Genomic DNA, 12,555 nt, shown 5'->3' with positions numbered 1-12,555 from the left:
GCGAAACTGCTAACGTTCCCAGCGAATTGAACGACACAAGGACGTCATCATGCAGCCCTCCCTCCCCGAACGTTACCGTGGCGCCCTGCTCGGCCTGGCCTGCGGCGATGCCGTGGGAACCACCGTCGAATTCCAACCTCGCGGCAGCTTCCAGCCCCTGACCGACATGGTCGGTGGCGGGCCTTTTCACTTGAAGCCCGGACAATGGACCGACGACACCTCGATGGCGTTGTGCCTGGCTGAAAGTCTGCTGAACAAGAACGCATTCGATGCCGCTGATCAGATGGGCCGCTATCTGAACTGGTGGCAATGGGGTTACCTGAGCTCGACCGGCGAATGCTTCGACATTGGCATGACCGTGAGCCAGGCGCTGGATCGCTATCAACACACCGGAGAGCCGTTTGCCGGCTCCACCGATCCCGATAGCGCCGGCAATGGCTCGTTGATGCGACTGGTGCCCGTGGTTCTGTTTTATTTCCCCGATGCCCGGCAAATCAGGCGATTCGCCGCCGACAGTTCACGCACCACACACGCGGCGCCCGAGGCCATCGAATGTTGCCAGTTGTTTGCCGAACTGCTCTGCAAGGCCCTGGAAGGCGCATCGAAAGCGCAACTGCGCACTCTGCCGCAAACATCCTTCAACCAGCCCAAGGTGGCGGCGATTGCCCGGGGTAACTACCTGCACAAGACCGAGCGCGACATTCGCGGCAGCGGCTACTGCGTCGAATCCCTGGAAGCGGCGTTATGGTGCTTCCAGCACACCGACAGTTTTGCCACCGCCGTCCTGCAAGCGGCGAATCTGGGCGATGACGCGGACACCACGGCCGCCATCGTCGGTCAGTTGGCCGGTGCCCATTACGGCGTGCAGGGAATCCCGTCCGCGTGGCTGGAAAAACTACATGACGGAGAGGAAATTGCGGCGACTGCCGAACGGTTGCTCAACGCATCCAGACATCGCACACCTTGTTAGCGCGACGAAGCCGCTAAACTGCCCGGCAAGTTCATTCATCAAAGCGAGATGACTCATGTCCCCACGCCTGCTTCTGGCCCTGACACCCTTTCTTTTCACTTCCGTCGTCCACGCCGCCGTGGACTGCGCCAATGCCAGCGATCAGGCGACGATGAATCAGTGCGCCGCGCAGGAAAACAAGACGGCGGACAAGGAGTTGAATACGGTTTATCAACAGATCACAGCTCGGCTGAAGGACAACACTGAGGGCAAAAAAATGCTGGTGAGCGCGCAACGGGCATGGATCGGCTTTCGCGATGCCGAGTGCAAGTTTTCGGCATCCGGGGTGGCAGGCGGGAGTGTTTATCCGTTGATCTACAACAATTGCATCACCTCAGTGACAAAGACGCGAACCGAGGCGCTCAAGCAGTATTTGAAGTGTGAGGAAGGTGACATGAGCTGTCCGGTACCCGGGGCCTGACTTTCTGTAGCGGTTTCGAGGGCCTCTTCGCGGGCAAGCTCGCTCCCACATTTGAACCGCATTTCAAATGTGGGAGCGAGCTTGCTCGCGATGGCTTCAGGGCGATGGCAAGCACCACCGGCGCTACGGCAGGTGGGGTGCCTCAGCGTTGCCACACCTCGCCATTCACGAAAAACGCTCGGGCATTGTCTTCGAGACTTTCCAGGTGATAACCGCCCTCCTGCACGATCAGGCATGGCAGATCCAGGCTGCGGATCCGCTCACCCAGTACCGCAAAGCCCTCACGAGTCACGGCGACTTTGCTTTGTGGGTCCAGCTCATAGATATCGAAACCCAGCGACAGCACCAGCACCTCGGCGCCGAACTCGCGCACCGCGTTCAATGCGACGTCCAGTTGCCCAAGAAAATCCGCTTCGCTTGAACCATGGGCCATCGGCAGGTTGAGATTGAAGCCCTCCCCCGCGCCGCTGCCGCGTTCGTCGGCGAACCCGGCGACGCCCGGGTAGAAGTTGGTCGGATCGCCATGCACCGAGACGTAGAGCACGTCATCGCGGTCGTAGAAAATCTCCTGGATGCCCTGACCGTGGTGCATGTCGGTATCGAGTACGGCGACTTTTTCAAACTTGTCACGCAGCACCTGCGCCGCCACCGCCGCGTTGTTCACGTAGCAGAAACCGCCCGCCGCTTCGGCACGGGCATGGTGCCCCGGCGGACGGCACAAGGCGTAGGCCGCCGGCTCGCCATCGATCAAGGCTTGCGCACCGGCCACTGCGCTTTGCGCCGACCAGTAGGCGGAACGCCAGGTCTGCTCGCCGACCGGGCAACTGCCGTCCGCCAGATAGCGCGCCGCCTGGGCGAGGATGCCGCGCAAGGCGTTGGGCTCGCGGACGAAGATGTTCGACATCACTTCATCGCCCCAGTCTTCGGGGATTTCTTTCCAGCGTGCATGCGCTTCCTGAAGGAACGTCAGATACGGCGCACCGTGTACCGCCAGCAACGGTGCGAGGCCGGCATCGATCGGCTGCTCGACACTGAAACCCAAACCGTGGGCGGCCTGCACCAGACGTTGCGCACGCTCGGGGACTTCCTGCGGCGTGCGCATCTGCCCCCGCGAGTAATAGCTGCGTGGATGGTGGAGCAATTGTTCGGGGTGGAAAAAACTGCGCATGGTTCAGGCTCCCTGTTCGATTCGACCGGCGCGGGCCAGCACGGCGTTGAGCAATACATCGGTGCCCTGCTTCACATCTTCGGGCAACACGTCTTCGGCTTCGTTGTGGCTCAGGCCGCCAACGCACGGGATGAACACCATCGCCGTCGGGCAGTAGCGTGCAAGATGAATCGCGTCATGCCCGGCGCCGCTGACAATCGACTGCTGAGCGTAGCCCAGCGCATCTACCGCTTCTTGCACCGCCGCCACGCACTCGGCGTCGAACGGTGTGGCCGGGCTGATCCAGTGCGGGGTGATCGTCAGATTCAGACCTCGCCCATCGGCGATCGCCTGCAGGCGGGCGCGGACTTGTTGCTCCATGGTGGCAATGGCGTCGTCGCGGTGATGACGCAGATCGACGGTGAAATTCACCAACCCCGGAATGGTGTTGCGCGAGGACTTGTTGATACTCAACTCGCCGACCGTGGTCAGGCCTTCCGGGGCAAAATCAGCGGCCAGACCTTCGATGGCCTGAATCATCCGCGCCACCCCGTACAGCGCGTCTTTGCGCAGCGGCATCGGCGTGGTACCGGCGTGGGCAGCCATGCCTTCCACGCGCACGTCCAGCCAGCGGATCGCCTGACCGCCCGTGACCACGCCGATGCTTTTGACGTTGTCCTCGAGGATCGGGCCTTGTTCGATGTGCGCTTCAAAATACGCGTCCACCGCGCCTCCCAACGGGCGATCACCGGCGTAACCGGTACGCTGCAAAGCTTCTGCGACGCTGATGCCATCGACATCACGCACCGCCAGCGCAGCGTTCAGATCCATGATCCCGGTGAACACCGCCGAGCCGAACATGGCCGGGGTGAAGCGTGCGCCTTCTTCGTTGGTCCATACCGCCACTTCCAGCGGTTTGCGGGTCTGGATGTTCAGGTCATTGAGGCAACGTACCACTTCCAATCCTGCGAGTACGCCGTAGACGCCGTCGAAACGCCCGCCTTCGGGCTGGGTGTCGAGGTGGCTGCCCATCATCACCGGCGCGGCGTCCGGATCGGTGCCGGCGCGACGGGCGAACAGGTTGCCGATGGCATCCACGCTCAGGGTCATGCCGGCTTCGCGGCACCAGTGGGCGAACAGCTCGCGCCCGGCCTTGTCTTCGTCGCTCAATGCAAGACGGCAGCTGCCGCCTCGGGCTGTTGCACCGATTTCGGCCATGGCCATCAGGCTCGCCCACAGGCGTTCGCCATTGATTTTCAACATGAGGTTCTCCTGAAATTCCGGGTCAGGCACGGGCCAGTTCCGCGCGATGAGCACTGGCGTGACGACGGGCGAGGGACAGCACGCACACCAGCGAAATGCCGGCGATCAGGCTGTAGAACACCGCCATCGGCCACCACTGCCCGGTGAACTTGTGAGCGAGCATCGTGCCGATCAGCGGCGTCAGCCCACCGGCCACCGCGCCGCAGATCTGATAGGCCAACGAGATCGCGGTGTAGCGCACGCGGGTCTCGAACATGCCGCTGACATAACCGGCGATCACCGCATAGAACGAGGCCATGCACACCACCGCCAGCGCGATGCCGAGGATGATCAGCGGCGCCTGGGCCGAGCTGACCAGCACGAACATCGGATACGGCGAGGCCATCGCCAGCAGCGATACCAAGCAAAGGAAACGCGTCGCGCCGATCTTCTCCGCCGTCCACGCGGCCAGCGGCTGAATGCAGAACTGGATGATCGCGACGAAGAACAGGCATTCGAGAATCAGCGAACGTGGCAGCGCCAGTTGCTGAGTGGTGTAGGCGATCATGAAGGTGTTGGTGAAATACACCCCGGCGATGCCCAGCGTGTTGGCACCGATGCACAGCAACAATGGGCGCCATGCGGTGCGCAGGACTTCCATTACCGGCGCCTGTTCTTTCTTGATTTGCTTGCTGGCCTGCTCGCGGCTGGCGAGGAATTCCGGTGACTCATTCACGCCCAGACGAATCGCCAGACCCACCAGCAGCAACAGCGCACTGGCGAGGAACGGCAGGCGCCAGCCCCAGCTCATCAGGTCTTCTTCCGGCAAACGGGTCACGGCACTGAAGGCCAGCAGCGACAGGATCAGACCCGCCGGACTGCCCAGTTGCGCGAACGAGGCGAAGAAATTGCGCCGCCCCTTCGGCGCATGCTCACCGGCCATCAACACCGCCCCGCCCCACTCACCACCGACGGCAATGCCCTGGACGATGCGCAACAGAATCAGCAGCACCGGTGCTGCCGCGCCGATCTGCGCGTAGGTCGGCAGCAGACCGATGCACACCGTGACCACACCCATCATGAGCAGCGTGATGATCAGGGATTTCTTGCGGCCGATGCGGTCGCCGATATGGCCGAAGATGATCCCGCCCAACGGCCGGGCGAAGAAGCCCACGGCGAAGGTGCCGAACGCCGCCATGGTGCTGAACAGCGGATCGTCGGAGGGAAAGAACAGCGCGCCGAACACCAGCGCGGCGGCGGTGGCGTAGATGTAAAAGTCGTACCACTCGATCATGGTGCCGATGAAGGCTGCGGCCGCCGCACGGCGCGGCTGGTTCGAAGCGTGGGGCTTCATTGGGTCGGGCTCCTTTGATTGTTTTTTTGGCAGGAGGAAAACGTAAATCCAAGGCGCTCTGGCGGCGCCTGTCGTGGGGTGATTTATCGTCCCGGGGCTATGATTAGTCAATTTTCTATTTATTATTCCGAGTATTACCTCACCTTATAATCGAGAGCCGCCATGGCCGAACGCGATGTCCAACGCCTGCTCAACGACCGCCTGGACTGGAACCTTTTGCGCACCTTCCGGGTGATCGGCCAGGAGCTGAGCATCAGCCGCGCCGCCGCGCGTCTGCACCTGACGCAGCCGGCGGTGAGCCAGGCACTCAAGCGTCTGGAGGAGCAACTGGGTCGCCAGCTAATCGCCCGGCGCGGCCCACGCTTTGCCCTCACCGAAGTCGGCGAGCAGATCTTCGAACTGGCCGGCGAGATCTACGGGCAAATGTCCCAGGTCAGCAGCCTGCTGGAGCAACCAGCTGACGAAGTGATCGGCAAGGTGCGACTGCTGATCATCAGCCGGATCTTTTCCGAGCGCTTCGATGACTTCCTCGCTGACTTTCATCGGCAGTATCCACGGGTGGATCTGGAGGTCGATGTGATGCGCAGTTCGGACATCGTCAGCGCCCTTCAGGAGAAAACCGCGACGCTCGGCCTTAGCCTCAATCGCCGCCCGCAACCGCGTCTGGAACAGCGTCTGTTTCTGCGTCAACGCTATGCGTTCTTCTGTGGCAAACACCACGCGCTGTTTGGCCGACAGGACATCGGCGAAGGCGATTTGCAGCGTGAGAATTTCGTCAGTTTCACCAGCGACCAGATTGGCGGCATGCTCTCGCCGCTGACGATTTTTCGCGATCAACAGGGCTTCAGCGGACGCATCGTTGCGTCATCGCCGAGCCTGGAAGAAGTACGGCGACTGGTGATCGCCGGGTTCGGTATCGGTTGCCTGCCGGAGCACGTGGTGGCAGCGGACGTCGAGGCCGGATTGCTCTGGCGCCTGCCGCCCCACGAGGGTATTGCCGATGTCGACATTCATCTGCTGTGGAACCGCGACCAGCGCTTGAGCCGCGCCGAAACGCTGTTCATCGAACGCTTGCAGGCCTGCCTGGCGGATCAGTAACCGAGCAGGCGATCCGCGCTGTTGAGCAGCGGCTCGCCGGCATTCAAACGGCGGAAGTTCTCGGCGATCTGATCGGCGATGCAATCGTGGGAGGCTGCCGAAGCCATGTGCGGAGTGATGGTCACGCCCGGGGTTTTCCACAGTGGATGATCGGCGGGCAGCGGTTCCTGTTCGAAGACATCGAGCAGCGCCCCGCGCAGTTTTCCACGGGCCAGCGCTTGTCGCAGATCCTCGATATTCAGGTGCCCGCCGCGCCCGACGTTGACCAGCGCCGCGCCGTTTGCCAAGTGCTCGAAAGTCTGGCGATTGAGGATGCCGCGAGTCTCGTGAGTCAGCGGCAACAGATTGATCAGCAATTCCACACCGTCGAGGAACGGGTGGAAGGCACCGGTGCCGGCAAAGGTCTGCACGCCCGGTAAATCCTTTTTGCTGCGCGCCCAGCCACGCACCTCGTAACCGGCACTGGCCAGGTCTTGGGCAATCGCGCTGCCGAGCGAGCCGAGCCCCATCACACCGATCCGGAACTCACGGGCCGGGCGTTGCAGCGGTCGCTCCCAATGCTGTTGGCGTTGTTGCTCGAGCACTTGATCGAAGCCGCGATGAAAGTGAATCACCGCCCAGCGCACATACTCGGTCATGCCTTGGCGATGGCCGGGATCAACTACCCTGCACACTGGCAAATCCGGGCACGACGGATCGTGCTCCAGGTGATCAATGCCGGCGGCGACCGAGTGAATCACTTGCAGATTAGGCAACGCGGCGAGGCTGTCCGGCAGCGGAAACCAGCACGCCGCGATCTGCGCAGTCGCCGCCCGGGGATCGTCGGCCAGCACCGCCGAAAGCTGCGGCGCACAGCGGGCAAAAGCTTCCTGCATTTGTTTGAGCAACAGCGTATCGCGGGACATCAGTGCAACGGTGTTCATGACAGATAGGACTCGCGCTGGGATTCGATCAGGGTCAATGCGGCCTCCCAGGCCAGGTCGATGATGTTGTCCTGCTCATCGCGGTCGAACTGTTCGGCGGTGTGGGCACAGACTTCCGGCGACGGGAAATGCAGCTCGCAACCGCCGGCCAGCGCTTGCACTTGAGCCTGGCAGGCGCGCTCCAGAAAGTGGATTTCCTGGAATGCCTGGGCCACGCTCGAACCGCCGACCAGCAGGCCGTGATTGCGCAGGATCATCGCCCGGTGCGGGCCGAGGTCGGCGATCAACCGATCGCGCTCGTCCAGCGACAGAGCGATACCTTCGTAGGTGTGGTAAGCGAGTTTTCCGTAGAACTTCAACGCGTGTTGACTGATCGGCAGCAGGCCCTGTTTCTGCGCGGCGACAGCCATGCCGGCGGCGGTGTGGGTGTGAATCACGCAGTTCAGATCCGGCCGCGCCATGTGGATCGCCGAGTGGATCACGAAGCCGGCAGCGTTGACCCGATGCCCGGCGTACTCAGGATCGACGATGCGCCCGTCCTGATCGATGCGCACCAGATCGGAGGCGCGCATGCGGTCGAAAATCACGCCGTAGCGGTTGATCAGGAAATGGTGCTCAGGCCCCGGAATCCGCAGGGTGATGTGGGTGTCGATCAGGTCGGTCATACGAAAGTGCGCGATCAATCGGTACAACGCCGCGAGCTCGCAACGGGCTTGCCATTCGATCGGGTCAATGTGGGCGGGCTTACTCACGAATACACCTCTTTGTTGGTATGAAGGACGACCGGGTTGGCCCGCAAGCGCGCGAGGCCGCAGACACCGATCAGAGACAGGGCGGACAGCAGCGTGAAGAACACCGCCAATGGCAGCCACTGTCCGGAGAACTTGCTGGCCAGCAGCGTGCCGATCAGCGGCGTGGTGCCGCCGGCCACTGCACAACTCAACTGGTAAGCGATGGAAATACCCGAGTAACGCAGGTGCACCGGGAAGGCCTGGGTCATGTACCCGGCAATCACCGCGTACAATGCCGAAAGAATCACCACCGCGACAGCGATGCCGAGGGTCATCAACAGAATGTTTTGAGTGCCGACCAGCAGGAACATCGGGTACGGCGTGCCCATGCACAGCAACGCCACCAACATCAGGAATCGGCCTTCGCCGATACGCTCGGCGAGCAGTGCCGATAACGGTTGCGACAGCAGTTGAATGACTGTCACCAGGAACAGGCAGTCGAGAATGGTCGCGCGCGGAATGCCCTGATATTGGGTGACGTAGGTGATCATGAAGGTGTTGGTGAAGAAGAACCCGGCCGAACCGATGGTGACTGCGGCCGCGGCGAACAGGATCTGCCGCCAGCACTGACGGATCACGTCTTTCACTGGGTATTTAGCGGTTTCGTTGTTGTCCTTGGCCTTGGCGAATTCCGGCGATTCATGCACCCCGGAGCGGATCATCAGGCCGACCATCATTAGCACGCCGCTGGCAAGAAACGGTAGACGCCAACCCCAGGCGAGGAAGTCTTCCGGCGACAGCGACGTCACCAGTCGAAACGCGATCAACGCCAGCAGCAAACCCGCCGGGCTGCCGAGTTGTGCAAAGGAGGCATAGAAGGTTTTACGCTTGGCCGGGGCGTGCTCACTAGCCATCAACACTGCCCCGCCCCACTCGCCGCCGACGGAAATGCCCTGAATCAGGCGCAACGCGATCAGTCCGATGGGCGCCCAGATGCCGACGCTGGCGTAGCTCGGCAACATACCGATACCCGCCGTGGCCAAGCCCATCAACGCCATGGTCACCAGCAGCATTTTCTTGCGACCGAGACGATCGCCCAAATGACCGAACACCATCCCGGCCATCGGGCGGGCGATGAAGCCGACAGCAAAACTGCCGAACGCGGCGAGGGTGCTGGTCACCGGGTCGCTGCTGGGAAAGAACACTTGCCCGAGCACCAGCGCGGCGGCGGTGGCGTAGATGTAGAAATCGTAGAACTCGATGGTCGTGCCAATGAAGGCAGCGGCCGCGGCGCGACGCGGCTGAGCGGTGGTGTGCATGCAAGAACCCTGTGTATTTATAGTTTTGGGCAGGTGTCGAGGCGGCTGACGGTCGCGCTCTGTGGCGCTTGTGGGCTTTATCGCTTCCGTGAAAGGATTAGTCAATTTTCAAAAACTTATCTTTACTATTAGCGTGGCTACTACATGACCTCCTCCGCAAATCCCTGGATTGGCCGGCGTTTTCTCAATGACCGGCTGGACTGGAACCTGCTCCGCACGTATCTGGTGATAGGGCAGGAAGGCAGCATGAGCCGTGCTGCTGCACGCTTGCACATTACCCAGTCGGCAGTCAGCCAGGCGTTGAAACGTCTCGAAGAACAACTGGATTGTGTGTTGATTGCGCGCAGTGGAAGGCGCTTTGATCTGACGGAAACCGGGGAAGAAGTCCTGCGGATTGCGGCGGATATCTACGGCGATATTTCCCGTTTGGGCACCGTGCTCGAGAACCGTCATGACGATGTCGTGGGCAAGATCCGCATTCTGACCGTCAGTGGCGTGCAGGCGCGGCATTACGATGAGTTTCTTGCGGATTTCCACGAAACTCACCCGAAAATCGAGCTGGAAGTCGAGGTGATGGGCAGCTCGAACATCATCAGTTCATTGCTGCAAAAGACCGCTACGGTAGGTGTCGGATTGTGTCGTCTACCGCAGCCGAGGCTGGAACAACGGGTTTTGTTTCGTGAGCGCTATGCGTACTTTTGCGGGCAGCGGCACCGGCTGTTCGGGCAGCAGAATCTGACGCTGGAGCAACTCGCGGCAGAGAACTTTGTCAGCTTCACCAGTGATCAGCTCGGCGGCAATCTTTCGCCGTTGACGCTGTTTCGTGATCAACAGGGCTTTACCGGCAAGATTGTCGCATCCTCCACCAGTTTCGAAGAGATTTACCGCCTGATCTGTGCGGGGTTCGGGATTGGCTGTCTACCGATTCACCTGGTGCGAAGGGATGTCGAACAGGGTTTGTTGTGGCGCTTGCCGCCGGAGGATGGGGTGGTGGATTTTGATATCCAGCTGCTGTGGAATCGCGAGCAAAAGATGACTCAGGCGGAAACGGTGTTCCTCGACAGCTTCCAGCACATGCTCAGCTTGCGTGAGCCGTGCTGTGAAGCTGCGGCAGGTTACACGTGGGGATCGCCCGGCGCTTTGGTCGGCGCCGCGTATTGCGGCTTGAGGTGACCGTCCTGGTCGAGTAGCCAGGCGTCCATGATCTGCCGCACTACGGGACCTGCAACGCGGCCACCGGCCTCGCCGTTTTCGATCATCACCGAGATCACGATCTTCGGATGTTCGGCGGGCGCAAAGCCAACGAACAACGCGTTGTCACGGTGACGTTCGAGGGTTTTCTCGCGGTTGTAGCGCTCGCCCTGCTTGATCGCCACCACCTGCGCCGTACCGCTCTTGCCGGCGATGCGGTATTGCGCACCGGCCGCCGCCGCACGGGCAATGCCTCGGGCATCGTGCATCACCATCTGCATGCCATGATTGACCTGTTCCCAGTCACGGGGATCCTTTAGTAGGATATTCGGCATCGGGTGTTCGTCCACCGGTGCTACACCGTCGACGGTCTTGGCCAGATGCGGACGGTTCCAGACGCCCTTGTTGGCGATCAACGCGGTGGCCTGGGCCAGTTGCAGTGGCGTGACTTGCATGTAGCCCTGGCCGATACCGAGAATCACCGTCTCGCCAGGGAACCAGGCCTGACGACGAGTTGCACGTTTCCAGGCTTGGGACGGCATCAGGCCGGGTGACTCCTCGAACATGTCGAGCGAGACTTTCTCGCCGAGGCCGAACATCGCCATGTAGTCGTGCAGGCGATCGATGCCGAGCTTGTGCGCCAGGTCGTAGAAGTAGGTGTCGTTGGAGCGCATGATCGCGGCGTCCATGTCCACCCAGCCGTCGCCGCTGTGGTTCCAGTTGCGGTACTTGTGATCGAAATCAGGCAGTTGGTAGTAACCCGGATCGAAGACGCGGGTCTGAGGCGTGACCACGCCGGCGTCGAGCCCGGCAATCGCCACCTCTGGCTTGATCGTCGAACCGGGCGCGTACAGGCCGCGCAACACGCGGTTGAACAGCGGGCGGTCAATGGAGTCACGCAGCGCGGAGTATTCCTTGGAGCTGATACCGGTCACGAACAGATTGGGGTCGAAGCTCGGGTTGCTGACCATGGCCAGCACTTCTCCGGTCGAGGGGTCCAGTGCAACGACCGAGCCGCGACGGTCGCCCAGTGCGGCTTCGGCGGCTTCCTGGAGTTTGACGTCAAGGCTCAGAACGATGTTTTTGCCGGGTATCGGATCGGTGTGTTTCAGCACGCGCAGTACGCGGCCCTGAGCATTGGTCTCAACTTCCTCGTAACCGACGTGGCCGTGCAGTTGCGGCTCGTAGAAGCGTTCGATACCGGTCTTGCCGATGGATTGGGTGCCACGGTATTCGACAGAATCGAGAGTCTTGGATTCTTTTTCGTTGATACGGCCGACATAGCCGATCGAGTGTGCGAAGTGTGCGCCCAATGGATAGTTACGAACGAATTGCGGCTCGACATCCAGACCCGGCAGGCGGAACTCGTTGACTGCCAGCACGGCGATCTGTTCTTCGGTCAGCTCATAGAACAGCGTCACTGGTGTAAACGGGTGACGCGACTGCTTCATGGCCTTGTCGAAGACTGCGCGGTCTTCGGCGGGCAGGTGCAGGAGGTTGATGACTTCATCCAGCTCCCGGTTGACGTCCGTCGCACGTTCTCTTGTGATCGTCAGGTTGTAGCTGGGACGGTTGTCGGCCAGCAACACGCCGTTGCGATCGTAGATCAGGCCGCGTGTCGGCGGGATCGGCAGGACATGGACACGATTGTTTTCGGAGATGGTCGAGTGGTAGTCGAACTCGACGACTTGCAAGATGTACAGGCGCACCACCAAGGCGCAACTAATGGCGAAGACGAACAAGGCACAGGCGATCAGGCGTTTGTTGACCAGCCGCGTCTCTTTTTCGTGATCTTTGATTGGGATGGGTTCGGGCATTTCTGCAGCCACTCTTTGACAAAAAAATGAGCGCCGATCCTTGGGCATGACATCAGTCCGTTAAAAAACGAGCTGCACCATACCAAAAACCGGGCGGTCATTTCAGAGGGATTTCCCCAATGGTTGCGATCGTGACGGTTGGAGCTTCAGCTTCCTCCAGGCACTTTCCTGCGGAAAAAACAAAACCCCAACTGCTTTCGCAATTGGGGTTTCGGAATTTAATCTTGACGATGACCTACTCTCACATGGGGAAACCCCACACTACCATCGGCGATGCATCGTTTCACTTCTGAGTTCGGGATG

11 protein-coding genes and 1 rRNA gene are annotated in these 12,555 nt (G+C 61.0%); 4 read left to right on the top strand and 8 right to left on the bottom strand.

Annotation, left to right across the window (positions count from 1 at the left end; genetic code table 11):
* The first annotated feature begins 49 nt into the window (after positions 1 to 49).
* Together L6D74_RS24565 and L6D74_RS24560 are read left to right on the top strand one after the other, a co-directional pair.
* The gene (locus tag L6D74_RS24565; RefSeq protein ID WP_236190817.1) at positions 50 to 970 is read left to right on the top strand and encodes an ADP-ribosylglycohydrolase family protein; all 921 of its coding nucleotides are present in this window, start codon (positions 50 to 52) and stop codon (positions 968 to 970) included.
* 55 nt (positions 971 to 1,025) lie between these two features.
* Positions 1,026 to 1,430, top strand: a complete 405-nt coding sequence (locus L6D74_RS24560; RefSeq protein WP_236190816.1) for a lysozyme inhibitor LprI family protein — start codon at positions 1,026 to 1,028, stop codon at positions 1,428 to 1,430.
* 142 nt (positions 1,431 to 1,572) lie between these two features.
* On the opposite strand, the gene L6D74_RS24555 is transcribed toward L6D74_RS24560, so the two are convergent.
* From L6D74_RS24555 to L6D74_RS24545, 3 genes are read right to left on the bottom strand one after another with little or no spacing between them, the layout of a single operon-like run.
* Positions 1,573 to 2,598 carry a histone deacetylase family protein gene (locus L6D74_RS24555; protein ID WP_085649312.1) on the bottom strand — a complete coding sequence of 342 codons (1,026 nt, stop codon included), beginning with the start codon at positions 2,596 to 2,598 and terminating at the stop codon, positions 1,573 to 1,575.
* A gap of 3 nt (positions 2,599 to 2,601) precedes the next feature.
* The gene (locus tag L6D74_RS24550) at positions 2,602 to 3,840 is read right to left on the bottom strand and encodes a Zn-dependent hydrolase (RefSeq protein WP_236190815.1); all 1,239 of its coding nucleotides are present in this window, start codon (positions 3,838 to 3,840) and stop codon (positions 2,602 to 2,604) included.
* Positions 3,841 to 3,862: 22 nt separating this feature from the next.
* Positions 3,863 to 5,173 (bottom strand): MFS transporter, encoded by a 1,311-nt coding sequence (locus tag L6D74_RS24545; RefSeq protein WP_085649314.1) that lies wholly within the window; start codon positions 5,171 to 5,173, stop codon positions 3,863 to 3,865.
* Between the two features lie 162 nt (positions 5,174 to 5,335).
* Between L6D74_RS24545 and L6D74_RS24540 the strand changes: the two genes are divergently transcribed.
* A complete protein-coding gene (locus L6D74_RS24540) occupies positions 5,336 to 6,271 on the top strand; it encodes a LysR family transcriptional regulator (RefSeq protein WP_064598173.1) in 936 nt (311 codons plus the stop codon).
* Here the strand turns inward: L6D74_RS24540 and L6D74_RS24535 are convergent.
* Genes L6D74_RS24535 through L6D74_RS24525 form a run of 3 tightly spaced genes read right to left on the bottom strand, consistent with a single transcriptional unit; the run spans position 6,265 to position 9,244 of the window.
* Entirely contained in the window at positions 6,265 to 7,194 is a 930-nt protein-coding gene (locus L6D74_RS24535) for a 2-hydroxyacid dehydrogenase (RefSeq protein ID WP_236190814.1), read from the bottom strand. The two genes, L6D74_RS24540 and L6D74_RS24535, sit on opposite strands and share 7 nt — an antisense overlap.
* The gene (locus L6D74_RS24530; protein ID WP_064598177.1) at positions 7,191 to 7,946 is read right to left on the bottom strand and encodes a class II aldolase/adducin family protein; all 756 of its coding nucleotides are present in this window, start codon (positions 7,944 to 7,946) and stop codon (positions 7,191 to 7,193) included. Before L6D74_RS24530 ends, L6D74_RS24535 begins: the two co-directional genes overlap by 4 nt.
* Positions 7,943 to 9,244: an MFS transporter gene (locus tag L6D74_RS24525; RefSeq protein WP_236190813.1), complete on the bottom strand. Its 1,302-nt coding sequence runs from the start codon at positions 9,242 to 9,244 to the stop codon at positions 7,943 to 7,945. Before L6D74_RS24525 ends, L6D74_RS24530 begins: the two co-directional genes overlap by 4 nt.
* Positions 9,245 to 9,388: 144 nt before the next feature.
* Between L6D74_RS24525 and L6D74_RS24520 the strand changes: the two genes are divergently transcribed.
* On the top strand, positions 9,389 to 10,417 hold the full coding sequence (locus L6D74_RS24520; RefSeq protein ID WP_236190811.1) for a LysR family transcriptional regulator: 1,029 nt from the start codon (positions 9,389 to 9,391) through the stop codon (positions 10,415 to 10,417).
* Here the strand turns inward: L6D74_RS24520 and mrdA are convergent.
* Together mrdA and rrf are read right to left on the bottom strand one after the other, a co-directional pair.
* Positions 10,360 to 12,252 carry a penicillin-binding protein 2 gene (gene mrdA / locus L6D74_RS24515; RefSeq protein ID WP_064598181.1) on the bottom strand — a complete coding sequence of 631 codons (1,893 nt, stop codon included), beginning with the start codon at positions 12,250 to 12,252 and terminating at the stop codon, positions 10,360 to 10,362. The two genes, L6D74_RS24520 and mrdA, sit on opposite strands and share 58 nt — an antisense overlap.
* A gap of 222 nt (positions 12,253 to 12,474) precedes the next feature.
* Positions 12,475 to 12,555: ribosomal RNA gene (gene rrf, locus L6D74_RS30365) — 5S ribosomal RNA — on the bottom strand; the annotation flags it as partial.

The organism is Pseudomonas pharyngis (assembly GCF_021602345.1).
GTDB lineage: Bacteria > Pseudomonadota > Gammaproteobacteria > Pseudomonadales > Pseudomonadaceae > Aquipseudomonas > Aquipseudomonas pharyngis.
The sequence above is the reverse complement of the archived record's forward strand: the minus strand, read 5'-3'. Positions and strand labels throughout refer to the sequence as shown.